Source organism: Arthrobacter cupressi (genome assembly GCF_900099975.1).
Classification (GTDB): Bacteria; Actinomycetota; Actinomycetes; order Actinomycetales; family Micrococcaceae; genus Arthrobacter; species Arthrobacter cupressi.
The window spans coordinates 61,795-87,623 of the sequence record NZ_FNEI01000010.1 but is presented as its reverse complement, the minus strand read 5'-3'; the positions used below and the strand labels follow the sequence as shown (position 1 = coordinate 87,623).

General features: G+C 67.4%; 20 protein-coding genes. 17 read left to right on the top strand and 3 right to left on the bottom strand.

The features are described 5' to 3' along the window. Positions 1–18: 18 nt before the first annotated feature. On the top strand, positions 19–1,047 hold the full coding sequence (locus BLP88_RS12580) for a TerC family protein (protein WP_074589657.1): 1,029 nt from the start codon (positions 19–21) through the stop codon (positions 1,045–1,047). Positions 1,048–1,163: 116 nt separating this feature from the next. After that, on the top strand, positions 1,164–2,483 hold the full coding sequence (locus tag BLP88_RS12575) for an MFS transporter (RefSeq protein ID WP_074589655.1): 1,320 nt from the start codon (positions 1,164–1,166) through the stop codon (positions 2,481–2,483). 30 nt (positions 2,484–2,513) lie between these two features. On the opposite strand, the gene BLP88_RS12570 is transcribed toward BLP88_RS12575, so the two are convergent. The 3 genes from BLP88_RS12570 to BLP88_RS12560 all read right to left on the bottom strand — a co-directional run bounded on the left by BLP88_RS12570 (position 2,514) and on the right by BLP88_RS12560 (position 6,990). Beyond that, positions 2,514–3,863, bottom strand: coding sequence for an alpha/beta fold hydrolase (locus BLP88_RS12570; protein WP_074589654.1), 1,350 nt, complete (start codon positions 3,861–3,863; stop codon positions 2,514–2,516). After that, a complete protein-coding gene (locus tag BLP88_RS12565; protein ID WP_074589653.1) occupies positions 3,856–4,350 on the bottom strand; it encodes a GNAT family N-acetyltransferase in 495 nt (164 codons plus the stop codon). Before BLP88_RS12565 ends, BLP88_RS12570 begins: the two co-directional genes overlap by 8 nt. Positions 4,351–4,443: 93 nt before the next feature. Beyond that, on the bottom strand, positions 4,444–6,990 hold the full coding sequence (locus tag BLP88_RS12560) for a DEAD/DEAH box helicase (RefSeq protein WP_074589652.1): 2,547 nt from the start codon (positions 6,988–6,990) through the stop codon (positions 4,444–4,446). A 58-nt stretch (positions 6,991–7,048) separates the two neighbouring features. Between BLP88_RS12560 and BLP88_RS12555 the strand changes: the two genes are divergently transcribed. From BLP88_RS12555 to tpiA, 15 genes are all read left to right on the top strand, one after another. Further along, the gene (locus tag BLP88_RS12555; protein WP_074589780.1) at positions 7,049–7,834 is read left to right on the top strand and encodes a trans-aconitate 2-methyltransferase; all 786 of its coding nucleotides are present in this window, start codon (positions 7,049–7,051) and stop codon (positions 7,832–7,834) included. Between the two features lie 138 nt (positions 7,835–7,972). Then, complete coding sequence (locus tag BLP88_RS12550; RefSeq protein WP_074589650.1) at positions 7,973–9,754, top strand: ABC transporter ATP-binding protein; 1,782 nt, start codon at positions 7,973–7,975, stop codon at positions 9,752–9,754. After that, a complete protein-coding gene (locus BLP88_RS12545; RefSeq protein WP_084111157.1) occupies positions 9,751–11,598 on the top strand; it encodes an ABC transporter ATP-binding protein in 1,848 nt (615 codons plus the stop codon). Before BLP88_RS12550 ends, BLP88_RS12545 begins: the two co-directional genes overlap by 4 nt. Then, on the top strand, positions 11,595–11,975 hold the full coding sequence (locus tag BLP88_RS12540) for a GntR family transcriptional regulator (protein ID WP_074589649.1): 381 nt from the start codon (positions 11,595–11,597) through the stop codon (positions 11,973–11,975). The genes BLP88_RS12545 and BLP88_RS12540 overlap by 4 nt, the downstream gene beginning before the upstream one ends. Before the next feature lie 110 nt (positions 11,976–12,085). Beyond that, a complete protein-coding gene (gene uvrA / locus BLP88_RS12535; RefSeq protein ID WP_074589648.1) occupies positions 12,086–15,013 on the top strand; it encodes an excinuclease ABC subunit UvrA in 2,928 nt (975 codons plus the stop codon). Positions 15,014–15,121: 108 nt separating this feature from the next. Then, a complete protein-coding gene (locus BLP88_RS12530; protein ID WP_074589646.1) occupies positions 15,122–15,856 on the top strand; it encodes an HAD hydrolase-like protein in 735 nt (244 codons plus the stop codon). After that, positions 15,843–16,511 carry a lysophospholipid acyltransferase family protein gene (locus BLP88_RS12525; RefSeq protein ID WP_074589645.1) on the top strand — a complete coding sequence of 223 codons (669 nt, stop codon included), beginning with the start codon at positions 15,843–15,845 and terminating at the stop codon, positions 16,509–16,511. Before BLP88_RS12530 ends, BLP88_RS12525 begins: the two co-directional genes overlap by 14 nt. Positions 16,512–16,552: 41 nt before the next feature. Next, the gene (gene uvrC / locus BLP88_RS12520; protein ID WP_074589644.1) at positions 16,553–18,565 is read left to right on the top strand and encodes an excinuclease ABC subunit UvrC; all 2,013 of its coding nucleotides are present in this window, start codon (positions 16,553–16,555) and stop codon (positions 18,563–18,565) included. Between the two features lie 88 nt (positions 18,566–18,653). Beyond that, entirely contained in the window at positions 18,654–19,577 is a 924-nt protein-coding gene (gene rapZ, locus BLP88_RS12515) for an RNase adapter RapZ (protein ID WP_074589643.1), read from the top strand. After that, positions 19,577–20,593, top strand: a complete 1,017-nt coding sequence (locus BLP88_RS12510) for a gluconeogenesis factor YvcK family protein (protein ID WP_074589641.1) — start codon at positions 19,577–19,579, stop codon at positions 20,591–20,593. Before rapZ ends, BLP88_RS12510 begins: the two co-directional genes overlap by 1 nt. Before the next feature lie 10 nt (positions 20,594–20,603). Beyond that, positions 20,604–21,584: a DNA-binding protein WhiA gene (whiA, locus tag BLP88_RS12505; protein ID WP_074589640.1), complete on the top strand. Its 981-nt coding sequence runs from the start codon at positions 20,604–20,606 to the stop codon at positions 21,582–21,584. Between the two features lie 173 nt (positions 21,585–21,757). After that, positions 21,758–22,381 (top strand): superoxide dismutase, encoded by a 624-nt coding sequence (locus BLP88_RS12500; RefSeq protein WP_074589639.1) that lies wholly within the window; start codon positions 21,758–21,760, stop codon positions 22,379–22,381. 281 nt (positions 22,382–22,662) lie between these two features. Next, positions 22,663–23,670 carry a type I glyceraldehyde-3-phosphate dehydrogenase gene (gene gap, locus BLP88_RS12495; protein WP_074589637.1) on the top strand — a complete coding sequence of 336 codons (1,008 nt, stop codon included), beginning with the start codon at positions 22,663–22,665 and terminating at the stop codon, positions 23,668–23,670. A 9-nt stretch (positions 23,671–23,679) separates the two neighbouring features. Further along, positions 23,680–24,906, top strand: coding sequence for a phosphoglycerate kinase (locus BLP88_RS12490; RefSeq protein WP_074589636.1), 1,227 nt, complete (start codon positions 23,680–23,682; stop codon positions 24,904–24,906). A 100-nt stretch (positions 24,907–25,006) separates the two neighbouring features. Then, the gene (gene tpiA / locus BLP88_RS12485) at positions 25,007–25,822 is read left to right on the top strand and encodes a triose-phosphate isomerase (protein ID WP_074589635.1); all 816 of its coding nucleotides are present in this window, start codon (positions 25,007–25,009) and stop codon (positions 25,820–25,822) included. The last annotated feature ends 7 nt before the right edge of the window (positions 25,823–25,829 follow it).

The following is a 25,829-nucleotide window of genomic DNA, read 5'->3' as shown; positions in this document are numbered from 1 at the left end:
TGCGAAAGGCATTTTTCCATGCAGCTTCCCGTCTGGTTCGAGGTCGGCTCGTTCGTCGTCCTCGGAATCATCCTGCTCGTTGACCTCCTGCTGGTGATTAAGCGGCCGCACGAGCCCTCCATGAAGGAGGCCGGCCTGTGGGTGGCCTTCTACGTCGCCCTCGCCCTGGCCTTCGCCGGCGCCATGTTCGCCTTTGCCGGGGTGGAGCACGGCAGCCAGTTCGTCGCCGGCTGGGTCACCGAGTACAGCCTGAGCATCGACAACCTCTTCGTCTTCATCATCATCATGGCCCGCTTCGCCGTACCCCGGAAATACCAGCAGGAAGTGCTGATGGTGGGCATCATCATCGCCCTGATCCTGCGCGGCATCTTCATCGCCCTGGGCGCCGTGGTCATTGAACAGTTCAGCTGGGTGTTCTACATCTTCGGTGCCTTCCTGCTCTGGACCGCCTGGAAGCAGGCCAAGGATGACGGCCACGACGAAGAAGAAGGCGCCGAGAACCCGCTGGTGGCCAGGCTCCGCAAGGTCCTGCCGATGTCCGAAAAGTTCGACGGCGGCAAGCTGCGCACCACGGTCGACGGCAAGAAGGTCTTCACCCCCATGCTGATCGTCTTCGTGACCATCGGCATGACCGACCTCCTGTTCGCTGTTGACTCCATCCCGGCGATCTTCGGCCTCACCCAGAGCGCCTTCATCGTGTTCACGGCCAACATCTTCGCCCTCATGGGCCTGCGCCAGCTGTACTTCCTGCTGGGCGGCCTGATGAACCGCCTCGTCTACCTGAAGCACGCGCTGTCCGTGATCCTCGCCTTCATCGGCGTGAAGCTGGTGCTGCACGCGATGCACGTCAACGAGCTGCCGTTCATCAACGGCGGCCACCACATCGAGTGGGCCCCGGAGATCCCCACCTTCGTCTCCCTGGCAGTCATCATCGGCACCATCATCATCGCGGTGGTGGCCAGCCTGCTCAGCCCGGCGGCCAAGCAGTCCAAGCTGGACGCCCGCCTCGAAGAGGACTCCCGCAAGAGCCTCAGCGACGTCGACTAACACAGCAAGGACGACTAACGCCGTCCCGCCTCTTTCGGAACCCCGGTCACCAATGTGACCGGGGTTCCGCCGTTTCCGGGGACGCCGCCGGGGCGTCGCGGGGATATGCTCGGTTGGTGGCATTGACTCGAACGGAAACCATCGACCCGGCGGCGGTCCAGCGCCGCTCCGTTGTTCTCCTGAGCGCCGCGCAGCTGCTCAGTGGGATCGGCAACGGTGCCACTCTTGCCATCGGCTCGCTGCTCGCGGTGCAACTCAGCGGCTCCGAGGCCTGGGCAGGTTCGGTGACCACCGTCCTGACGCTCGCGGCGGCGGTCGCCGCCCTGCCCCTGGCGGGACTCGCGGAGCGCCGAGGCCGGCGCATCGGTCTCGTCACGGGCCTGCTCGCGGCGATGTTCGGCGCACTCCTGGTCATCGTCGCGGCCACCGCCGGAAGTTTCGTGCTGCTCCTCCTGGGGGGCGCACTGCTGGGCCTTGGCTCCGCCGCAAACCTTCAGGCCCGCTTCGCCGCGGTCGACCTCGCCGAGCCCGAACACCGCGGACGCGACCTGTCAACTGTGGTCTGGTCCATCACGGTCGGCGCTGTCGCGGGACCGAACCTGATCCAGCCCGGGGCCGCCGTCGGGCAGGCGCTGGGGCTTCCGGCCACGGCCGGCCCGTTCATCTTCTCCGTGGCCGGCCTCCTGCTCGCGTCGGGCCTGCTCCTCGCGGGCCTGCGCCCGGACCCGCTGCTGCTCGCCCGCCGCCTGGGCGGTGCGGAGCCCGACGGCGGCGCTCCGTCCCCGCGCCGCCGTTCCCTTTCGCTGGGCCTGAAGGCCGTCCGCTCCTCGCCGATGTCCCTGCTGGCACTGGCTGCCGTGGTGGCGGCGCACGGAATCATGGTCAGCATCATGTCCATGACTCCGCTGCACCTGCAGCAACTGGTGGAGGGTTCGCTGACCGGACACCACGGAACGCACCATGTGGGTACGGACGCGCTAACCATCATCGGCTTCACCATCTCGCTCCACATCGCCGGCATGTTCGCGCTTTCGCCGCTGATGGGCTGGCTCACCGACAAGACCGGCCGTCTGCCGACCATCGCGCTGGGCTACGTGCTGCTGATCGGCGCGGCGTGCGTTGCGGGCTTCGGTCAGCATGAGCCCGTGGCCGTCACCGCGGGCCTGGTGATCCTGGGTCTGGGCTGGTCGGCCGCGACCATCGCCGGTTCCACGCTGCTGGCCGAGAGCGTGCCGCAGGAGCAGCGGGTTACCGTGCAGGGCGTTTCGGACACGCTTATGGGCGCCGCGGGTGCCGTGGGCGGCGGATTCTCCGGGGTGCTTCTGGCCTGGCTGGGCTATCCGGGACTGAACCTGGCCGCGGGCCTGCTCGCCGGCGTCGTTATCGCCGCTGTGCTGTTCCGGATGGTCCGGAAGCAACCCGCCGCGGCCGCCTGAGCAGGATCGCTGCCTTCAGGATCGCCGCCATCAGGGGCGGACCATGCCGAGCAGGCGCCGGAAGATCCCTTCGCCGTCCTCGCCGATGCCGTCGTGGTGGAAATCAGCGGTGGTCCAGGCCTGGAGGCCGCGGACAGCCGCGGCGGTCTCCATCGACAGCTCATAGTCGACGTAGATGTCGTCCTTGTAGACCGCCGCGGCAACCGGGACTGTGTTCGCGGCCAGCTGCTCCAGGTCGTACAGCGGGGCCCAGTCCTGTTTTGCGGCGAGCAATTCGGCGACCTCGCGCAGCGGCTGCAGGGCGGGGTCCTGCTCGAAGTACCAGGGGTACACCATCTCGCCGGTCAGCAACGGTTCGGCGGCGTCCGGCCGGAACTGCGGGAACTCCTCCAGCACGCGCCAAGCCGCCCAGTCGGTTGCGGCGCCCTGGCCGTAGATCGACTCATGCAGCACGGCATACAGGGGATTGGCCGCCCGCGACACCTGCGGACGGACCTGCTCCAGGAACGCATCGGAGAGACGTTCGCCCGCCGGGGTGTCCACGAACGCGTCCTCCAAGAGGTAGTGCAGGGCATCCACCCGGGTGTTGCCGCCCAGGAAGGCGCCGACCATCTGGAAGCGCTCCGGCGTGAGGCGGCTGCCGTCCGGCAGGAGTTCTTCGTGCCGTGCCAGGTGGCGGGCGATCCGTGTGACCCGTTCGCGGTCCTCCGGGTACCAGCCGAAGTACTCCGCATTGCGTGCTGCCACCCGCTGGAACGTTGCGCGGTAGACACGCTCCGCCGGGCCGTGGAGAGGCGCCAGACCTCCGGTGATGAGGACTTCCTTCAGCCCGGAGGGGGCGAAGGAAAGGTAGCTCAGGGCGCAGAAACCGCCGAAGCTCTGGCCCAGCACGGTCCACGGGTCGGCGCCAAGTGCGGCCCGGATCAGTTCGGCGTCGGCCACGATCGAGTCGGCCCGGAACAGGGCCAGGTAGGCGGCCTGCTCCGCGGCGCTGCCCTGCAACGGAAGGGTATTGCGGTCCACCGGGGCGGACAGGCCGGTGCCGCGCTGGTCCAGCATGAGGATCCGGAAATCACGGGCCGCCGCCTTCATCCACCCGGAAAAGGAGGTGGCGCGGTTGCCGCGGCCGCCGGGCCCGCCCTGCAGGAACAGCAGCCACGGCAAGGCCGCGGCTTCGGCATCAGTGTGCTCCGCGGACACATACTCCCGGGCAAACACGGTGATCTCCGCGCCGCCCGGCTGCGCATGGTCCAGGGGGACGGTGAAGAAGTGCTCCACCGTCCGGACGCCCCGGAACTCGTGGCGGCCCGCAACGGTGTGGCCAGCGGACCGGGTGACGGCCGGGCTTCCGGCCGTGAGGGCGGCGAATGCCTCAGCCACGGGCCAGGCTCTTCTCGCCGAACGCCGCGAGGGCGTCGCCCGTGAGGCGGAAGGTGCTCCATTCGGCCATCGGCACGGCACCCAGGCTCCTGTAGAAGGCGATCGAGGGTTCGTTCCAATCCAGCACGCTCCACTCCACCCGGGCATAGCCGTTCTCGACGGCGGTGGCGGCCAAATGCTGGAGCAGCGCCTTGCCGTGGCCCTCGCCGCGGGCCTCGGGGGTGACGTAGAGGTCCTCGAGGTAGATCCCGTGCACGCCTTCCCAGGTGGAGTAGTTCAGGAACCAGAGCGCAAAACCCCTGACCTCGCCGGCGTCGTTCTCCGAGATGTTCGCGTACACGCGCGGGTTGTCGCCGAACAGCACACTGTGCAGCATCTCAGGCGTGTTCTTCACGGCGTCCGGCTCTTTTTCGTACACCGCCAGTTCGTGGATCATCCGGAGGATGGCGGGAACGTCGGCGGGGGTTGCGGGGCGGATCACACTCATGAGTCCGAGCTTACTAAACCCCACCGGCTCCCAAGCCTCGCTGCGCTCGACTCAGGGCCCTCGCCAGCGTGGCCCCACCCACCCACCGGAACCTCAGAGCCTGTCGACGCCTGTCACCGTCACCACGGCGGTGCCGCTTTCGTCGGACGCGGCGAGATCTACTTCCGCGGAGATGCCCCAGTCGTGGTTGCCCGCCGGGTCGTCGAAGATCTGCCGCACCCGCCAGAGCCCGGGCTCCTCGGTGATGATCAACAGGCCGGGGCCACGGGCATCCGGACCGTCGCCGATGTCGTCGTGTTCGTCGAAGTAGTCATCCAGCGCCTCCTCCCAGCGGGCGGCGTCCCAGCCGCTGCCGGCGTCGAGCTCGCCGAGGGCGTCCGAGTCCTCCGCCGCGAACAGTTCCACGCGCCGGAACATCTCGTTGCGGACCATCACGCGGAACGCGCGGATGTTGGATGTCAGGGCCGGAGGCGGGGGCGGGGGAGCGTCGTGCGGTGTGGGTGCGGCGCCCGAGGTGAGTTCCTCCCACTCGTCCAGCAGCGAGGAATCCACCTGGCGGACGAGTTCACCCAGCCAGGCGATGAGGTCTTCCAGGTCGTCCCGGAGGGCGTCCTGTGGAACGGTCTGGCGCAGCGCGCGGAACCCGTCCGCCAGGTAGCGCAGCACGATGCCTTCGGAGCGGGCAAGGCCGTAGAACTGGACGAATTCGCCGAAATTCATGGCGCGCTCGTACATATCCCGGATCACCGATTTGGGAGCCAGTTCGAAGTCGCCCACCCAGGGAGCGGCCCGCCGGTACACCTCGAACGCGTCGCCGAGGATCCCGGCGAGCGGCTTCGGGTAGCTGACGGATTCGAGCATCGCCATGCGCTGCTCGTACTCGACCCCGTCCGCCTTCATCGCCGCCACGGCTTCGCCGCGGGCCTTCTTCTCCTGTGCGGAAAGGATCTGCCGCGGCTTTTCGAGGGTCGCCTCGATCACGGAGACAACGTCCAGGGCGTACGACGGCGACTCCGGATCGAGCAGTTCGAGCGCCGCCAGCGCGAATGGGGAAAGCGGCTGGTTGAGGGCGAAGTTCGGCTGCAGGTGGACGGTCAGCCGCAGCGAGCGGCCTTCCTGCTCCTGCTCCTCCTCCGGCACGCGTTCCACGACGCCGGCGGCAAGCAGTTCCCGACAGATCCCCAGGGCCTTTTTCATCAGTTTCAGCTGCGCCGGCCGGGTTTCGTGGTTTTCGCTCAGCAGGCGCCGGGCCGCCACGAACGGATCGCCCGGGCGTTCCATGAGGTTCAGCACCATGGCGTGCGTGATGGTGAAGCTCGAGGACAGGGGATCCGGTACCGACTCCACCAGCTTGTTAAACGTGGGCTGGCCCCACGAGACGAAACCTTCGGGCGGGCGCTTCTTGACCACCTGGCGCAGCTTCTTCTGGTCGTTGCCGAACTTCGCGGTGGCCTTGGCCATCGCCTTGGCGTTCTCCACGACGTGCTCGGGGGCCTGCACCACCACGGTGCCGGCGGTGTCGTAGCCCGCGCGGCCGGCCCGCCCGGCGATCTGGTGGAACTCGCGGGAGTTCAGCAGACGGGTGCGGACGCCGTCGTACTTGCTCAGCGCGGTGAGCAGCACCGTGCGGATCGGCACGTTGATCCCGACGCCGAGGGTATCGGTGCCGCAGATGACCTTCAGGAGTCCGGCCTGCGCCAGTTGTTCCACCAGGCGGCGGTACTTCGGCAGCATTCCGGCATGGTGGACGCCGATCCCGTGCCGCACCAGGCGGTTCAGGGTCTTGCCGAAGCCGGCCGCGAAACGGAACCCGGCGATCAGCTCCGCGATGCGGTCCTTTTCCTCGCGGGTGCACATGTTGATGCTCATAAGGTTCTGCGCGCGCTCGATCGCTTCCAGCTGGCTGAAGTGCACCACGTACACCGGGACCTGCCGGGTTTCCAGCAGTTCTTCGAGGGTCTCGTGGACCGGGGTCTCCTGGTAGTAGTAGTGCAGCGGAATAGGACGTTCCGCGGAACTGACGGTCGCCGTCGGCTGTCCCGTGAGCTCCGTCAGGCCGCTTTCGAAACGGCTCACATCGCCCAGGGTGGCGGACATCAGCAGGAACTGTGCCTGCGGCAGTTCAAGCAGCGGGACCTGCCACGCCCAGCCGCGCTGGGGATCGGCATAGAAGTGGAACTCGTCCATGATCACGGCACCCAGATCCGCGGCGGATCCCTCGCGAAGCGCGATGTTGGCCAGGATTTCGGCCGTGCAGCAGATGATCGGGGCGTCCTGGTTGACGCCCGAATCGCCGGTGATCATACCGACGTTCTCCGCGCCGAAGATGTCGCACAGGGCGAAGAACTTCTCCGACACGAGGGCCTTGATCGGGGCGGTGTAGTAGCTGCGGGCCCCCCGGGCCATCGCCGCGAAGTGCGCCGCAATGGCGACGTGCGACTTTCCGGACCCGGTGGGCGTGGCCAGGATGACGTTCCCGCCCGCGGACAGCTCCATGATGGCCTCGTCCTGCGCCGGGTACAGCCGGAGCCCCCGGCCTTCCGTCCATTCAACGAAGCGGGTATAAATATCGTCCGGCTCGGGGGAGCCGCCGTCCGGGCCGGTCAAGGACATGCCGGAGAGCTGTTCAAGAAGTTTCATTGCCTCCAGCTTAGTGTGGAGCCAGACACCCACGAGGAGGCATCGGATGGCTGCGGCGATGACCTGGGACCCAGGCAAATACGTGCAGTTTGGCGACTACCGGGACCGGCCGTTCTTCGACCTCACCGCCCGGATCGCCGCGGATTCGCCCCGGCAGGTGGTCGATCTCGGCTGCGGGCCGGGTAACCTCACCGCGACCCTCGCGGGGCGCTGGCCGCAGGCCCGGGTGCTGGGTCTGGACTCGTCGCCCGACATGCTGGCGCGCGCCGCACCCCTCGCAACGGAAACCCCGGGGCTGTCCTTTGCGGCCGCGGACATCCGGGACTGGATGCCCGGGCCTGCGTGCGACGTCGTGGTCAGCAACGCCGCCCTGCAGTGGGTTCCGGGGCACCTGGAGTTGTTGCCCGACTGGCTGGACGCACTACCGGCAGGGGCGTGGTTCGCCCTGCAGGTGCCGGGAAACTTCGGCGCCCCGTCCCACGTGCTGATGCGGGGGCTAGCGGACTCCGCCGAATGGTCGGGCCGGCTCGCCGGAGTGCTCCGGCACGATGACGCCGTCGCCGAAGCGGCGGACTACCTGACGGTGATGCTCGACGCCGGGTGGACGGCGGACGCGTGGGAAACCAGCTACCAGCAGCTGCTTCCGGGTCCGGACCCCGTCCTCGAATGGGTCCGCGGCACGGGCCTGCGTCCCGTGCTGGCAGCCTTGCCGCCGGTGGACGCGGCCCGTTTCGAACAGCAGTACGCGGCCCTGCTGCGCGAGGCGTACCCGGCAGGCAGGCATGGAACCGTGCTCCCGTTCCGGCGGATCTTCGCCGTGGGGCACAAACCTCCCGCGCACTAGCCGGGGCGGTACCTCCCCGGGAGGTCCGGCGCGCACCGGCCTCCCGCCAAGTGATCTGCATTACAATGACAAGCGCGACGGTGGGGGCTGCATAACACGCATGCGGGATGCAGCTTTCCAGACTTGAGGGGAGGCCGGATGCTCGCAGCACTTGTCCTGCGGCGTCTTGCCCCGTACCGGTGGCACGTCGCGGCGATCGCGCTCCTCCAGTTGATCCAGGTCGGCGCCACACTGCTGCTGCCGACCCTCAACGCCGGGATCGTCGACGACGGGCTGGTGGCCGGCAACGGCGCCGTTGTGCTGGAACTCGGCGGCTGGATGCTGGCAATCGCAGCCATCCAGGTCGTGGCCGCGGTGTCCGCCGCCTATCTGGGAGCCGTCCTCGCGATGCGGCTCGGCCGGCGGCTCCGGCAGGAACTCTTCGAAAAAATCCACACCCTGCCCACCCGCGAAGCAGAACGCTTCGGGCCGGCCAGCCTGGTGGTCCGGACCACCAACGACGTCCTCCAGGTACAGACCGTGGTGATCCTGGTGTGCAGCATGCTCGTCGCCGCGCCGGTGATGGGCGTCGGTGGCGTGGTGCTTGCCGTGGCGCAGGACGGAACCCTGGCGTGGCTCGTTTTCGCGATCATCCCGCTCCTGATGCTCATCATGCTGCGGATCGTCCGCAGGCTGGTTCCGCTGTACCGCGAGGGGCAGGGGCTCGTGGACCGCATCAACACGGTGATCCGGGAGCAGATCCTTGGCGCCATGATGATCCGCGCCTTCGTGCGGCGCACCCACGAGAGGGAGCGTTTTGCCGCCGCGAACGGCGCGTTAACGGCCAACAATCTGCGCTCCGCGCGGATCATCGCGGTGATGCTTCCGCTGGTGATGACGGTGGTGAACCTTTCCTCGGTGGCGGTGGTGTGGCTGGGCGGGCTCCGGATTGTCCGCGGTGAGATGGAACTGGGCGCCCTGACCGCATTCATGGCGTACATCATGCAGATCCTGCTCGCGATCATGATGGCCATGTATGTGCTGTCCGCCGCCCCCCGGGCGGAGGTCAGCGCCGAACGGATCGGCGAGGTCCTGGCCGTCCCGGATGAGCGGCAGGCGGACGGTGTGCTTGGGGAGTCCGGTGCGGCGCCGGCCGCCTGGCACGGCAGGCATTCCTCGACGCCGGCGCAGCAGCCTTACGGCGCCGCGCTGCGTTTCGAGGAGGTGTCCTTCGCTTTCCCCGGCGCCGAGGCGCGCGTGCTGGAGAACATCAGCTTCGAGGCGCTGCCGGGCACGACGACCGCCATCATCGGTTCCACCGGCAGTGGAAAATCGACCCTCCTCCGGCTGGTGCCCAGGCTGCTCGAGGCGAGCACCGGCACCATTTCGATCGGCGGACAGGACATCGCCGGCCTGTCGCTGGATGCGCTGCGGCACGGCATCGCCGCCGTCCCGCAACGCAATTGGCTGTTCGACGGAACCGTGGCCGAGAACCTCAGGATCTCGCTTCCAGCCGCAAGTGACGCGCAACTGTGGGATGCGCTGGAAGCGGCCCAGGCGGCGTCGTTCGTTTCGGCCCTCCCGGATGGCCTCGACACTGTCCTCGCCCAGGGCGGCGGGCTCTCCGGCGGGCAGAAGCAAAGGCTGTGCATCGCGCGGGCCCTGCTTCGGCCGGCGTCGATCCATCTTTTCGACGACAGCTTCTCCGCCTTGGACACCGTCACCGAATCCAGGATCTTCGACGCCCTGCGGCCGCGCCTCTCCGGCTCCGTGGTGCTCATGGTCGCCCAACGGGTGCGGAGCATAGAAACCGCGGACCGCATCCTTGTGGTGGACAACGGCAGGATCGTCGGCAACGGCACCCATACCGGGTTGCTGGCCGGATCGCGGCACTACCGGGAAATCGTCGCTTCCCAGCTCGACACGGCAGACGAAGCATGACGCGGCTCCCGGCAGCGGGAAGCGGACCCCCGGAACGGCGGCGCCGCGGGCGGCACCTGCTCCGCCTGCTCAAAATGCTGGACCCCTCAGGCGCGGCGATGACCGGGGCGCTGATGTGCATCGCAGTCTTCGTGGTCCTCAACGTCTCCGCACCCAAGATCCTCGGCGACGCCACCGACGTCGTGGCCGAAGCGGTACTGGGCGGAAGCTTCAACGCCGTGCGCTTTACGTCGCTCCTCGTTCCGGTCACCGCGATGTACCTCGTCGCCTCCCTGCTGAGCTGGGCCCAGGGCAGACTGACCGCCGCAGCCGTCCAGGGGCTTGCGTACAGGCTCCGGGAGGCTGTCGAAGACAAGCTGCACCGCGTCCCGGTGGCCTACTACGACGGGCGCAGCCGCGGTGACGTGCTGAGCAGGGCGAGCAACGACCTCGACAATGTGGCCCAGTTGCTCAACCAGCTGCTGGGCCAATTGATCACCTCCTTGCTGATGGTCTTCGCTTCGCTGTGCATGATGCTGCTGATTTCCCCGCTGCTCGCACTGGTGGCGCTCCTGTCCGTCCCCGTCTCCGCGCTGTTGTCCTATGCCGTGAGCGGACGGGCCCAGGGCTACTTTGCCCGGCAATGGGCGGCCACCGGCGACGTCAACTCGCTCGTGGAGGAAACGGCCTCCGGCCACGAGACCATCAAGCTTTTCGGCGCCCGGGCGCTCATGGCGGATCGCTTCGCGACGCACAACAGAAGCCTCTACACCGCCAGCGCCCAGGCGCAGTTCCTTTCCGGCCTGGTACCGCCGCTCATGGCCTTCGTCGCGAACATCAGCTATGTGCTCGTCGCATTGGTGGGCGGGCTGCAGTTCCTCGCCGGTGCGATGACCATAGGCGGGATCCAGGCCTTCATTCAGTTCAACCGACTGTTCAGCCAGCCGCTCGGACAAATCGGCGGCATGGTCCAGGCCCTGCAGTCCTGCTCCGCATCGGCGGCCAGGATCTTCGAACTGCTCGACGCCGCCGAACTGTCCGCGGAGCCCGCCTCCGTGCCCGACGCCGCCTCGGTGAACGGCCGCCGCGGCGCGGTCGCCTTCGAGCACGTGTCCTTCCGCTACCGCCCCGATACCCCGGTGCTGGAAGACCTTTCCTTCAGGGTGGACCCGGGCCAGACTGTCGCGATCGTTGGCCATACCGGCGCCGGGAAGACCACCGTGGTGAACCTGCTGATGCGCTTCCACGAGCCCGACGCCGGGCTGATCACCGTGGACGGCGTGGACATTGCCCAACTGCCGCGGGACACCCTGCGCCAGCATTTCGGCGTCGTGCTGCAGGAACCCTGGATCTTCACCGGAACCATCCGGGAAAACATCGCCTACGGTGATCCGTCCGCCAGCGACGCCGACATCGTTTCCGCGGCCGAGGCCAGCCATGTGGACCATTTCGTGCGTTCCCTTCCGGACGGCTACGCCACCATGCTCAGCAATGGGGGCGAACCGCTCAGCCAGGGCCAGCGGCAGTTGCTCAGCATTGCCCGGGCCCGGCTTTCGGGCAGGCCGGTCCTGGTCCTCGACGAGGCCACCAGCTGGGTGGACACGCGCACCGAAGTGCTGATCCGGCATGCCATGCACCGGCTCCGGAGCAACCGGACATCCTTCGTGATCGCCCATCGCTTGTCCACGATCAGGGACGCTGATCTAATTCTCGTCATGGACCACGGACGGATTGTCGAGCACGGAACGCACCAGACCCTGCTGGCCCTGGGCGGTCACTACGCCCGGCTGCACGAGGCACAGTTCGCCGGGAGCGATGAACCGGAGGTCCCGCACGACGACGCCGGCACCGGGGTTGCGCAATGAACGCCCAGGCCGTGTTCCCCGGGGAGTGGCGGCCCAGCCAGTCGAGTTCGGTCCCGCTTTTCGAACAACTGCGCCTGCGGATCATCGACCTCGCGGACAGCGGCGCCCTCCCGGTCGGCAGCAGGCTGCCCGCCGTGCGCAAACTGGCTGAGCAACTTGAGGTGGCCCCGCACACCGTGGCCCGTTCGTACAAGGAACTCGAAGCCGCCGGCGTGGTGGCCACCCGCGGACGGAACGGCACGGTGGTCTGTGCCCGCGACGAACGGAACAGTGTGCTCGCGGCCGTCGCCGCCGAATACGCCGCCGCGGCCAGGGCCCAGGGCGCCAGTTTCGCCGAGGCTGTCCAGCTTCTTGCGGCTGCCTACGACGAAGCGTGACGCGTCGCGCACCGGCGGTGCGGACCGCCGTCGGGCCTTGTTCCGGCCGCCCTTCCGGGGTGTGCAACGGCACATGGAAATTCGAAGAAGTTTTCGATTAGCATTAGTGGGTGCCCAAAGCCGTAGCTGAAGACTCCCACGTCGAAACCCTCAAGAGCGTTCCCGGTACCCTTGCGCCCGCCGGACATGATCTGTCCCGGCTCGTCGTCAAGGGAGCACGGGAGCACAACCTCCGCAACGTCGACCTCGACCTGCCGCGTGACGCCATGATTGTGTTCACGGGCCTGTCAGGGTCCGGCAAGTCGTCCCTCGCGTTCGACACCATCTTCGCGGAGGGCCAGCGCCGCTACGTGGAATCACTGTCGGCCTACGCCCGCCAGTTCCTCGGCCAGGTGGACAAGCCGGACGTCGACTTCATCGAGGGCCTGTCCCCGGCCGTGTCGATCGACCAGAAGTCCACCAGCAAGAACCCGCGCTCCACGGTGGGCACCATCACCGAGATCTACGACTACATGCGCCTGCTGTGGGCCCGCGTCGGCCGTCCGCACTGCCCGGTCTGCCACGAGCCCATCACCCGCCAGACCCCGCAGCAGATCGTGGACCAGCTCCTGGAACTGGACGCCGGAACCCGCTTCCAGGTCCTGGCGCCGGTGGTCCGCGGGCGCAAGGGCGAGTTCGTCGAACTGTTCAAGGAACTTACCGCCAAGGGGTACGCCCGCGCGCGGGTCGACGGCGAACTCATCCAGCTGAGCGATCCGCCCAAGCTCGGGAAGCAGTTCAAACACACCATCGAAGTGGTGGTCGACCGCCTGGTGGTCAAGGAAGGCATCAGCCAGCGCCTCACCGACTCCATCGAAACGGCGCTGTCCCTGGCAGAAGGCCGCGTGCTCGCCGAGTTCGTGGACCTCGACCCGGAGGACCCCCACCGGCTCCGGGCTTTCTCGGAGAACCTGGCGTGCCCCAACGAGCACCCGCTGGCCATCGACGAGATCGAGCCGCGCTCCTTCTCCTTCAACAACCCCTTCGGCGCCTGCCCGGCCTGCACCGGCATCGGCACCAAGCTCGAGGTCGACGAGGAACTGGTGGTTCCCAACCCCGAGCTATCGCTCAACCAGGGCGCCATCGCTCCGTGGTCCCTCGGCACCGCCACCACCGAATACTGGAACCGGCTGCTCGAAGGCCTGGCCCTGGAGCTCGGCTTCTCCATGGACACCGCCTGGGAAAAGCTGCCCGCCGACGTCCGCCGCACCGTGCTGCACGGCAAGGACCACAAAGTGGTGGTGCAGTACCGCAACCGTTTCGGCCGGGAACGCAAGTACAGCACCGGATTCGAAGGCGCCATCCAGTACGTGCACCGCAAGCACGGCGAAACCGACTCGGACTGGGCCCGCGACCGCTACGAAGAGTACATGCGGCAGATTCCGTGCCCGGAATGCAACGGCGCGCGCCTGAACCCCGCGTCCCTGTCCGTGCTGATCAACGGCCGCTCCATCGCCGAAGTATCGGCCCTGCCCATGCGCGAATGTGCTGCGTTCCTGGGCAACCTGACCCTCACCGGCCGTGAAGCCCAGATCGCCCACCAGGTCCTCAAGGAAATCCAGGCGCGCCTGACCTTCCTCCTGGACGTCGGCCTCGAATACCTGAACCTCGAGCGGCCCTCCGGCACCCTGTCCGGCGGCGAAGCCCAGCGCATCCGCCTGGCCACCCAGATCGGCTCCGGCCTCGTGGGCGTGCTATACGTGCTGGACGAGCCCTCCATCGGCCTGCACCAGAAGGACAACCGCCGGCTCATCGAGACCCTCACCCGGCTGCGAGACCTCGGCAACACCCTGATCGTGGTCGAACACGACGAAGACACCATCCACGAAGCCGACTGGGTGGTGGACATCGGACCCGGCGCCGGCGAGCACGGCGGCCAGGTGGTGCACTCCGGCCCGTACCGTGAGCTGCTGGAGAACCGGAATTCCCTCACCGGCGATTACCTCTCGGGCCGGCGCAGCATCGAGGTTCCGGCCAAGCGGCGCAAGTACGACAAGAAGCGTGAGCTGAAGGTCATCGGCGCCCGCGAGAACAACCTGAACAACGTGGACGCCACCTTCCCGCTCGGTCTCCTCACCGCGGTCACGGGCGTCAGCGGTTCGGGCAAGTCCACCCTGGTCAACGAGATCCTGTACAAAGTGCTGGCCAACAAGCTCAACGGCGCCAAGCAGGTGGCCGGCCGCCACCGCTCCGTGCAGGGCCTCGAGCACCTGGACAAAGTGGTGCACGTGGACCAGAGCCCCATCGGCCGCACGCCGCGCTCCAACCCGGCCACGTACACGGGCGTGTTCGACAACATCCGCAAGCTCTTCGCCGAGACCACTGAGGCGAAGGTCCGCGGCTACCAGCCCGGCCGCTTCTCCTTCAACGTCAAGGGCGGCCGCTGCGAGGCCTGCTCCGGTGACGGCACGCTGAAGATCGAGATGAACTTCCTCCCGGACGTCTACGTGCCCTGCGAGGTCTGCCACGGTGCGCGTTACAACCGCGAAACCCTGGAAGTCCACTACAAGGGCAAGACCATCGCCGATGTGCTGAACATGCCCATCGATGAAGCGGCGGAGTTTTTCGCGGCGTTCACGCCGATCGCCCGGCACCTGAACACCCTGGTGGACGTCGGCCTGGGCTACGTCCGCCTCGGCCAGCCGGCCACTACTCTGTCCGGCGGCGAGGCACAGCGCGTGAAGCTCGCCTCGGAACTGCAGAAGCGCTCGAATGGGCGCAGCGTCTATGTCCTGGACGAACCCACCACCGGCCTGCACTTCGAAGACATCCGCAAGCTCCTCCTGGTGCTCCAGGGCCTGGTGGAGAAGGGGAACACGGTAATCACCATCGAACACAACCTGGACGTCATCAAGTCCGCAGACTGGATCGTGGATCTTGGCCCCAACGGCGGTTCCGGTGGCGGGCGCATTGTGGCCACCGGCACCCCGGAACAGGTTGCCAAGTCGCCGGACAGCCACACGGGAACCTTCCTCGCGGAGGTCCTGGGCCAGGCCTAGCCGCCCCGGCCGGGGGAGTCCGGGCGGCGTGCCCCGCCGCTGCCCCGACGTATTCCCCGGCCGGAATGTGAATTTCAGGCATGCCTGAACTCGTGAGAAACTAACCCGGTGACTCAAACATCGGTGCCCGTAATTTTCGATCTGGACGGCACCCTTGTCGATCCTGCAGGCGGAATCACCGGCGGAATTGCCGCCGCCCTGACAGAAATGGGATTGCCCGTTCCGGACCAGGAAACCCTGGATTCCATGGTCGGCCCCAAGCTGAGCCACTCGCTCGGCAGCATCGCGCAGGTTCCCGAGGATCTCGTCGACGAAGCGATCACCCGCTACCGGACCCACTACGTGGCCACCGGAATCGCCGCGAGCCGGCTCTACCCCGGCATTCACGGCCTGCTGGAGCATTTCACCGCCACGGGCCGGCCCGTCGCCGTCGCCACCCAGAAGCCGCAGCGGCTGGCGAGGGTGGTGCTGGAGCATCACGGCATCGCCGGATTCTTCGAGACGATCTGCGGATCACCCGACGACGAATCCACGGACGCCCTGCTGCCCTCGGGCCGGAGTGTTCCGGTCGGGAAGGTGGAGATCGTGGGCGCCGCCCTCGCCGGGCTGGGCGCCGAGTGCGCGGTGATGGTGGGGGACCGGCACCAGGATGTCGCCGGGGCCCTGGCCAACGGACTGGACTGCGTCGGCGTCGGCTGGGGTTTCGCCCCCGACGGCGAACTGGAGCAGGCCGGAGCAGTCGCGGTGGTGCACAGCCCGGATGAGTTGCTGAAGAAGATTGAAGAACTGGACGTTGTCCGTGCGGCGGCGCTGAGCGAGGTGCAGAACGATGGAAGCCTTTGATGTCATTCGCTGGACAACCCGCGGACTGATCTCCGGCACCTGCCGGCCGACGGTCATTGGCCTGGAGAACGTGCCCAAGGACGGACCGTTCATCGTCGCCCCGAACCACCTCTCCTTTCTCGACAGCGTGATCGTCCAGGCGCTCATGCCGCGTCCGGTGGCGTTCTTCGCCAAGGCCGAATACTTCACCGGCAAAGGCTTCAAGGGCCGCACCATGAAGGCGTTTTTCCAGGCCGTGGGTTCCATCCCGGTGGAGCGCGGCGAGCAAGCCGCGAGCGTGCAGGCCCTCAAGACCCTGCTGGACATCCTTGAAGCGGGACGCGGCATCGGCATCTACCCGGAGGGCACGCGCTCCCGCGACGGGCTGCTGTACCGCGGCCGGACCGGTGTCGGCTGGCTTGCCCTCACCACCGGTGCCCCCGTCATCCCGGTGGGCCTGATTGGCACGGACAAGCTGCAGTCGATCGAAACCAACGCCGTCCGTCCGCAGCACTTCACCATGAAGGTGGGCGAGCCGCTCTATTTCGACAAGACCGGCCCGGACCACTCCCTTCCGGCCCGCCGTGAGGTCACGGACCGGATCATGGACGCCATCGCGGAACTGACCGGGCAGGAACGCTCCGCCGGCTACAACCAGAGCAAGGCCGCCGAGTAGCGTTGGCCGCGGCTCCGCGTTTCCCTTACTAGACTGGATTCGTGGCAGATCCAGCGAGTTACCGGCCCCGGACGGGCGAAATTCCGACGACGCCGGGCGTGTACCGCTTCCGGGACCCGCACGGCCGGGTCATCTATGTCGGCAAGGCCAAGAACCTCCGCTCGCGGCTGAACTCGTATTTCGCCAACCCTGCCGGGCTCCTGCCGAAGACGCACGCTATGGTGCATGCCGCGAGCAGCGTCGAATGGACAGTGGTCGCCAGCGAACTGGAGTCGCTGCAGCTCGAATACACCTGGATCAAGGAATTCAAGCCGCGCTTCAATGTCGTCTTCCGGGACGACAAGAGCTACCCCTACCTCGCCGTCACCATGGGGGAGAAGCTGCCCCGTGTGCAGGTGCTGCGCGGCGAACGGCGCAAGGGCACCCGCTACTTCGGCCCGTACACCGCCGGCGCGATCCGCGAGACCATGGACACCCTGCTCCGGGTCTTCCCGGTCCGCAGTTGCAGTCCCGGTGTCCTGAAGCGCGCCCAGGCGAGCGGCCGGCCGTGCCTGCTCGGCTACATCGACAAGTGCTCGGCCCCGTGCGTCGGCCGCGTCACCCCTGAGGAGCACCGGCAGCTGGCGGAAGATTTCTGCGCCTTCATGGGCGGTGAAGCGGGCAGGTTCATCCGCCGCCTGGAGAAGGAGATGGCCGACGCCGTCGCCGGACTCGACTACGAACGCGCCGCCAGGGTGCGCGATGACATCGCGGCGCTGCGGAAGGTGTTCGAGCGGAACGCCGTGGTGCTATCGGAGGACACGGAAGCGGACGTCTTCGCCCTGCACGAGGACGACCTGGAAGCGTCAGTTCAGGTATTCCACGTGCGCGGCGGCCGCATCCGGGGCCAGCGCGGCTGGGTGGTTGAGAAGGTCGAGGACATGACCACCCCCGAGCTGATCGAACACCTCCTGCAGCAGGTCTACGGCGAGGACGGCGAGTACCAGGAACGGATTCCCCGCGAAGTCCTCGTCCCGGAATCCCCGGCGAACCATGCCGAGCTCATCGAATGGCTGGGCGGACTGCGCGGCGCGAAGGTCGACGTCAGGGTGCCGCAGCGCGGCGACAAAGCCGCCCTGATGTCCACGGTCCGGGAGAACGCCGAACAGGCCCTGAAGCTGCACAAGGTGCGCCGCGCCGGGGACATCACCGTGCGGTCGCAGGCACTGCAGGAACTCCAGGAAGCCCTGGAGCTTCCGGTGCCGCTGCTGCGGATCGAATGCTTCGACATCTCCCACGTCCAGGGCACGAATGTGGTGGCGTCCATGGTGGTGGTCGAGGACGGGCTGCCCAAGAAGGCCGACTACCGCAAGTTCTCCATCACCGGCGATGCCGCCCGCGATGACACCGCCGCAATGCACGACGTCCTGACCCGCCGCTTCCGGCACTACCTCCAGGACAAGGCGGCCCAGCCGCCCAAATCGGGTGAGATACAGTCCGGGGAAATTCCCTCCGGGGCGGGCGAAGAGCCGTCGGACGAGCCCAAGCCCACCGCACCCGCGGCGAAGGCGAAGTTCGCGTACCCGCCCAACCTCGTCGTCGTCGACGGCGGCCAGCCCCAGGTGAATGCCGCGGCGCGGGCCCTCGCCGGGCTGGGCATCGACGACGTCTATGTGGTGGGACTGGCCAAGCGGCTCGAAGAAGTCTGGCTGCCGGACAGCGATTTCCCCGTGATCCTGCCGCGCACCTCGCAGGGGCTGTACCTGCTCCAGCGCATCCGCGACGAGGCCCACCGCTTCGCCATCACGTTCCACCGGCAGAAGCGTGGAAAAGCGATGACGGTCTCGGCCCTGGACGGTGTGCCGGGCCTCGGCGAAGCCAAGCGGAAGGCGCTCCTGTCCCACTTCGGCTCGCTCAAGAAGATCAAGGCCGCGTCCGTGGCAGAGCTCACCGGGGCCAAGGGCATCGGCCCGGCCCTGGCGGAGGCGGTCAGCAGGCACCTGGGTGAGGCGGCCGAGCGGGACGGGGCCGCCGTCGCGGTCAACATGACTACCGGCGAAATCCTTGAATCTTAGCTAGGGTAGGAACGCTAGCCAACGCAGCAACCGGCCGCTGCCGCAGCGGCTCCGGTAACGGACCATCTCGACAAACGGGGGAGATTTGATGTCAGAACCAACGGCAGAATCCGGAGCGGAGCAGGACGGACTGGTTCCCGTCAAGCCTGCCGAAGCGGAACTGCTGGTGGTGACAGGCATGTCCGGGGCGGGCCGGAGCACCGCATCCGACGCCCTTGAAGACCACGGCTGGTACGTCGTGGAAGGCCTCCCGCCGCAGATGCTCGGCACCCTGGCGGAGATTGTCTCGCACGCACCGGGTTCCATCCCGAAGCTCGCGATCGTCGTCGACGTCCGCAGCAAGGGCTTGTTCGCCGACATCCGCACCGCCCTCGGCGCCCTGAGCGCCAGCGGCATCACCTTCCGCGTCCTGTTCCTGGACGCCAGCGACGACGTCCTGGTGCGGCGCTTCGAGCAGGGCCGGCGCCCCCACCCGCTGCAGGGCGGCGGCCGCATCCTGGACGGCATCGCGGCCGAACGCGAAGTGCTGCGGGAACTGCGCGAATCCGCGGACATCGTCCTGGACACCAGCGCGTTCAACGTGCACGGACTCGCCACCGCCATCACCGAACTCTTCAGCGAAACCGGCCCGGTGACGCTCCGCCTGAACGTGATGAGCTTCGGCTTCAAGTACGGCCTCCCCGTGGACGCCAACTTCGTGGCCGACGCCCGGTTCATCCCCAACCCGCACTGGGTCCCGCTGCTGCGCCCGCACACCGGGCTCGACGCCGACGTCCGCGACTACGTGCTCGAAGGCGCGGGCGTGCAGGAATTCGTGGACCGCTACGTGCAGGCCCTCGAACCCGTGCTGGACGGCTACCGCACCGAGAACAAGCACTACGCCACCATTGCCGTGGGCTGCACCGGCGGCAAACACCGCTCGGTCGCGGTCGCCGTCGAGCTTTCCAAACGCCTGGCGCAGTATCCCCGCGTCACCGTCACCACCACGCACCGCGACCTGGGCCGGGAGTAATGGGAGTCCTGACAGGTCCGTTGCCGCTTATCCCGCCGAAGGGGACGCCCGGCAGCCAGAAGGACAAGACCCCCTCCGTGGTGGCGCTCGGCGGCGGCCACGGCCTCGCGGCCTCCCTGTCCGCCCTGCGCCTGCTCACCTCGGAGCTCACCGCGATCGTCACGGTGGCCGACGACGGCGGCTCCTCCGGGCGGCTCCGCGAACAGTACGGCGTCCTCCCGCCCGGAGACCTCCGCATGGCGCTGAGCGCCCTCTGCGACGACACCGACTGGGGACGCACCTGGCGCGACGTCATGCAGCACCGCTTCAAGGCCCCGGAAGGCCGCGAAAGCCCGCTCGACAACCACGCCATGGGCAACCTGCTCATCATGACGCTCTGGGAACTCCTCGGGGACACCGTGGCCGGGCTGAAGTGGGCCGGGGCGCTGCTCGGTGCCCGCGGCCAGGTCCTGCCGATGTCCAGCGTGCCGCTCACCATCGAAGGCGACGTCCGGGTGCCGCTGGCCGACGGCAGCTACGGCGTGCAGACCATCAGCGGCCAGGCGAAATGCGCGGTGGCCGGGTCCTTGGAAGACGTCCGTCTCATCCCGCAGGACGCACCGGCCTGCACCGATGCGCTGACCGCCATCGAGCTGGCGGACTGGATCATCCTCGGCCCGGGTTCCTGGTACACCTCCGTGCTGCCGCACCTGCTGCTTCCCGAGATGCGCCAGGCCCTCGTGGGCACCGCCGCCAAACGCTGCCTCACCATGAACCTCGCCATGGACACGAAGGAAACCTCGGGGATGAGCGCCGCGGACCACCTGGATGCGCTGCGGAAGTACGCACCGGAGTTCAGCGTGGACGTTGTCCTCGCCGATCCGGAGTCCGTCTCCGACACCGCGACCTTCGAAAAGGCCGCCGGCCGCATCGGCGCGGAGGTGGTCTTCGGTAGAGTAGGTGCGTCCCGGCGCCGCCCGGTCCACGACCCCCTCCTGCTGGCGGCGGCGTACCACGATATTTTCGGGAACAGTTAGGAACATCGCCATGGCACTGACCGCATCGGTCAAGGAAGAACTTTCCCGGCTGGATATCAAGAAGTCCTCCGTGCGGAAGGCCGAAGTGTCGGCCATGCTGCGCTTCGCAGGCGGACTGCACATCATCTCGGGCCGCATCGTCATCGAGGCCGAAGTGGACCTCGCATCCACCGCCCGGCGCCTGCGCGCGGCCATCGCCGAGGTGTACGGACACCAGAGCGAAATCATCGTCGTCTCCGGCGGGGGACTGCGGCGCGGAAGCCGCTACGTCGTCCGCGTGGTGCGCGACGGCGAGGCCCTCGCCCGTCAAACCGGCCTGCTCGACGGCCGGGGACGGCCCGTGCGGGGGCTGCCCTCCGCCGTCGTCAACGGCTCAGCCGCCGATGCCGAAGCCGTCTGGCGCGGCGCATTCCTGGCGCACGGCTCCCTCACCGAGCCCGGGCGTTCCTCCTCCCTGGAGGTCACCTGCCCGGGGCCGGAGTCCGCCCTCGCACTGGTGGGCGCGGCCCGCCGGCTCGGCATCCAGGCCAAGGCCCGAGAAGTGCGCGGCGTCGACCGGGTGGTCATCCGCGACGGCGATACGATCGCCGAGCTGCTGACCCGGATGGGCGCCCATGACGCGCTGATGGTGTGGGAGGAGCGGCGCATGCGCAAGGAAGTGCGTGCCACCGCCAACCGGCTGGCCAACTTCGACGACGCCAACCTGCGCCGCTCGGCCCAGGCGGCCGTTGCCGCCGGCGCCCGGGTGGACCGTGCCCTCGAGATCCTGGGCGACGACGTCCCGGACCACCTCAAGTACGCGGGCGAACTGCGGGTGGCGCACAAGCAGGCAAGCCTGGACGAACTTGGCCGCCTCGCCGAGCCGCCCATGACCAAGGACGCCATCGCCGGCCGGATCCGTCGCCTGCTCGCCATGGCCGACAAACGCGCCGCGGAGCTCGACATCCCGGGCACCGAGGCAAATGTGACTCCGGAAATGATGGACGAATAGCCTCCGTGCCTAGAATCGACACGGCGGGGGGAAATACCCGTGCGGTGCCACCGGTTATGCGGATGGTCCGCCGGGAAACGCAGTGCTCCCCAGGGATTTCCGGCCGGTTCTCCGGCCGGATGAACAGAACGAGTTAGCAACAGGACCGAAGGTCCATAACATTGGAGGGTTTCGTGACAGAGTACGTACTGCCCGAGCTTGGCTACGACTACGCGGCGCTTGAGCCGCACATTTCGGCGAAGATCATGGAGCTGCACCACAGCAAGCACCACGCTGCCTATGTCACCGGCGCCAACAACGCCCTGGCCCAGCTGGCCGAAGCCCGCGAAAAGGGCGACTTCGCCAACATCAACCGCCTTTCGAAGGACCTCGCGTTCCACACCGGCGGCCACATCAACCACTCGGTGTTCTGGAACAACATCTCCCCGGACGGCGGCGACAAGCCCGAAGGCGAGCTCGCGGCAGCCATCGAGGACGCCTTCGGCTCCTTCGACGCTTTCCGCGCCCAGTTCACCGCGGCCGCCCTCGGCCTCCAGGGCTCCGGCTGGGCCTTCCTGGCCTACGAGCCCATCGCCGGCAACCTGCTCATCGAGCAGCTTTACGACCAGCAGGGCAATGTCGCCGTGGGCACCACCCCGCTGCTGATGCTGGACATGTGGGAGCACGCCTTCTACCTGGACTACGTCAATGTGAAGGCCGACTACGTCAAGGCGTTCTGGAACATCGTGAACTGGGAAGACGTCGCCAAGCGCTTCGACGCCGCCCGCGCCAACGCCACGGGGCTCATCGTTCTCTAAGGCGTGCCGTTCTCCGGGGCGTGACCCGGAGTACACACGGGTGTAACAAACTTCACATTCACGTGAATTTGGCCCAAATGGTGGAAAGCCCGCCCCTTGCAGTTGCAGGGGCGGGCTTTCTTGAACGTAAGATAGGTCACGGAAGGCGTCAGCCTTCAGCAACGTGGCTGGTCGCCCTCCGATCTGATAATCACTTCTGCCCAAAGACGTGCGGGATTTGTTAGTTGGAATCAAGATCCGACTCACTAGATGTGCTTGAGAGAGCACCAAGGAGACAAAAAGTGACCACCCGTATTGGTATCAACGGCTTCGGCCGCATCGGACGCAACTACTTCCGCGCAGCGCTGGCCCAGGGCGCCGATCTCGAGATCGTCGCGGTCAACGACCTCACCAGCCCCGAGGCGCTGGCCCACCTGCTGAAGTACGACTCCGTCGGTGGTCGCCTGACCCAGTCCGTCGCGGTTTCGGACGGCCAGCTCGTGGTGGACGGCAAGGCCATCAAGGTCCTCGCCGAACGCGATCCCGCCAACCTCCCCTGGGGCGAACTCGGCGTCGACATCGTCATCGAGTCCACGGGCTTCTTCACCAAGGCCGCCGCTGCACAGAAGCACATCGACGCCGGTGCCAAGAAGGTCCTGATCTCCGCTCCCGCCACGGACGAAGACATCACCATCGTGATGGGCGTGAACGACGGGCTCTACGACCCCGCAGCGCACAACATCATCTCCAACGCTTCCTGCACCACCAACTGCCTCGGCCCGCTGGCCAAGGTCATCAACGACTCCTTCGGCATCGAACGCGGCCTGATGACCACCGTCCACGCCTACACCGCCGACCAGAACCTGCAGGACGGCCCGCACGGCGACCTCCGCCGCGCCCGCGCCGCCGCCATCAACATGGTCCCCACCTCCACCGGTGCCGCCAAGGCCATCGGCCTGGTCCTGCCGGAACTGAAGGGGAAGCTCGACGGCTACGCCATCCGCGTCCCGGTCCCCACCGGTTCCGCCACCGACCTCACCGTCACCGTCTCCCGCGAAGTCACGGTCGACGAGGTCAACGCGGCAGTCAAGGCCGCCGCCGAGTCCAGCCTCAAGGGCATCCTCAGCTACACCGACGCCCCGATCGTCTCCTCCGACATCGTCGGCGACCCCACCTCCTCGATCTTCGACTCGGGCCTGACCAAGGTCATCGGCAACCAGGTCAAGGTTGTTTCCTGGTATGACAACGAGTGGGGCTACTCCAACCGCCTGGTCGACCTCACGGAGCTCGTCGCATCCAAGCTGGGCTAGGGTAGACACATGACATCTCACACCCTCAACGAACTCATCGCTGAAGGTGTCCGCGGGCGGTACGTTCTCGTCAGAAGTGACCTGAACGTGCCGCTCGACGGCTCTACAGTGACCGACGACGGCCGCGTCAAGGCCTCCCTCCCGGTCCTAAAGAAGCTCTCGGACGCCGGTGCCCGTGTGCTCGTAACCGCCCACCTCGGACGCCCCAAGGGCACCCCCGAGGACAAGTACTCCCTCAAGCCCGCGGTGGCCCGCCTGGCCGAACTCGCTGACTTCCCGGTCACCCTGGCCGCCGACACTGTCGGCACCGCCGCCAAGGAAGCCGCGGCCGGCCTGCAGGACGGCGAAGTGCTGGTCCTGGAGAACGTCCGCTTCGACGCCCGCGAAACCAGCAAGGACGACGCCGAGCGCGCCGCCTTCGCCGACGAACTGGTCTCCCTGACCGGAGACAACGGCGCCTTCGTGGACGACGCCTTCGGCGCGGTGCACCGCAAGCACGCGAGCGTGTACGATGTCGCCACCCGCCTGCCGTCCTACCAGGGCGACCTCGTGCACACCGAAGTGGAGGTGCTGCGGAAGCTCACGGCCGACACGCAGCGTCCCTACGTCGTGGTGCTCGGAGGGTCCAAGGTCTCGGACAAGCTCGCCGTAATCGACAACCTGCTGGGCAAGGCCGACACCATCCTGGTCGGCGGCGGCATGCTCTTCACCTTCCTGGCCGCAGCCGGACACAAGGTGGCAGGCAGCCTCCTCGAGGAAGACCAGATCCCCGTGGTTCAGGACTACCTCAAGCGCGCTTCCGACGCCGGCACCACCTTCGTCATCCCGGTCGACGTTGTTGTCGCCAGCCGCTTCGCCGCTGACGCAGAAAACGAGACCGTTGCCGCAGACGCCATCGAAGCAAGCTCCTTCGGCGCTTCAGGCATTGGCCTGGACATCGGACCTGAGTCTGCGGCCCTGTTTGCCGAACAGATCAAGGGTGCCCGCACCGTGTTCTGGAACGGTCCCATGGGCGTCTTCGAGTTCGAGGCCTTCGCCGCCGGCACCCGCGCGATCGCGCAGGCGCTGACGGAAACCGAAGCCTTCACCGTGGTCGGCGGGGGCGACTCCGCCGCTGCAGTGCGCACGCTCGGTTTCGACGACGCACAGTTCGGCCACATCTCCACCGGCGGCGGCGCCAGCCTGGAATACCTTGAAGGCAAGGAACTCCCGGGCCTGAGCGTGCTCGACCGCTAAGCAGTTACACCCCGCCAGCAGGCACCAGGCCGGCAAGGTGCCACTCCTTTCGGAGCAGCACCTTGCCGGCCTCCCTTTTCAACACTTCTTTGGAGCACACGTGACAAGCACCGCCAACGGAAACTTCGTCCGCACGCCGTTCATCGCCGGCAACTGGAAGATGAACATGGACCACGTCCAGGGCATCACCCTGCTGCAGAAGCTTGCCTGGACCCTGTCCGACGCCAAGCACGACTACAGCCGTGTCGAGGTTGCGGTCTTCCCGCCGTTCACCGACCTCCGCGGCGTGCAGACCCTCGTCCAGGGCGATGAACTGAAGGTTGTCTACGGCGGACAGGACCTGTCCCAGTTCGACTCCGGCGCCTACACCGGCGACATCTCGGGCCAGTTCCTCCGCAAGCTCGGCTGCTCCTACGTGCTGGTCGGCCACAGCGAACGCCGCACCATCCACAACGAATCCGACGAGGTCCTCAACGCCAAGGTCAAGGCCGCCTTCCGCCACGAGGTCACCCCGGTGCTCTGCGTCGGCGAAGGCCTCGAAATCCGCCAGGCCGGGACGCACGTCGAGCACACCCTGGCCCAGCTGCGCGCCGGCGTCGAAGGCCTCACGGCCGAGCAGGCGAAGGAACTCGTCGTCGCGTACGAACCCGTCTGGGCCATCGGCACCGGCGAAGTCGCGGGCCCCGAAGACGCCCAGGAAATGTGCGCCGCCATCCGCGCCGAACTAGCTTCCCTGTTCGATGACTCCGTGGCGGCCGGGACCCGCCTCCTCTACGGCGGCTCGGTCAAGGCCAACAACGCGGCGGCGATCATGGCGGAAGCGGATGTTGACGGGCTCCTCGTCGGCGGCGCCAGCCTCGACCCGTCCGAGTTTGCTAACATTGTCAGGTTCGAGAGCCACATCACCGCGGCGTAGCCCGGCT

Coding starts and splice junctions, on each gene's coding strand:
- BLP88_RS12580 (WP_074589657.1), top strand. CDS start 19: ATGCAGCTTCCCGTCTGGTTCGAGGTCGGCTCGTTCGTCGTCCTCGGA.
- BLP88_RS12565 (WP_074589653.1), bottom strand. CDS start 4,350: ATGAGTGTGATCCGCCCCGCAACCCCCGCCGACGTTCCCGCCATCCTC.
- BLP88_RS12560 (WP_074589652.1), bottom strand. CDS start 6,990: ATGAAACTTCTTGAACAGCTCTCCGGCATGTCCTTGACCGGCCCGGAC.
- BLP88_RS12555 (WP_074589780.1), top strand. CDS start 7,049: ATGACCTGGGACCCAGGCAAATACGTGCAGTTTGGCGACTACCGGGAC.
- BLP88_RS12550 (WP_074589650.1), top strand. CDS start 7,973: ATGCTCGCAGCACTTGTCCTGCGGCGTCTTGCCCCGTACCGGTGGCAC.
- BLP88_RS12545 (WP_084111157.1), top strand. CDS start 9,751: ATGACGCGGCTCCCGGCAGCGGGAAGCGGACCCCCGGAACGGCGGCGC.
- BLP88_RS12540 (WP_074589649.1), top strand. CDS start 11,595: ATGAACGCCCAGGCCGTGTTCCCCGGGGAGTGGCGGCCCAGCCAGTCG.
- BLP88_RS12525 (WP_074589645.1), top strand. CDS start 15,843: ATGGAAGCCTTTGATGTCATTCGCTGGACAACCCGCGGACTGATCTCC.
- rapZ (WP_074589643.1), top strand. CDS start 18,654: ATGTCAGAACCAACGGCAGAATCCGGAGCGGAGCAGGACGGACTGGTT.
- BLP88_RS12510 (WP_074589641.1), top strand. CDS start 19,577: ATGGGAGTCCTGACAGGTCCGTTGCCGCTTATCCCGCCGAAGGGGACG.
- whiA (WP_074589640.1), top strand. CDS start 20,604: ATGGCACTGACCGCATCGGTCAAGGAAGAACTTTCCCGGCTGGATATC.
- BLP88_RS12490 (WP_074589636.1), top strand. CDS start 23,680: ATGACATCTCACACCCTCAACGAACTCATCGCTGAAGGTGTCCGCGGG.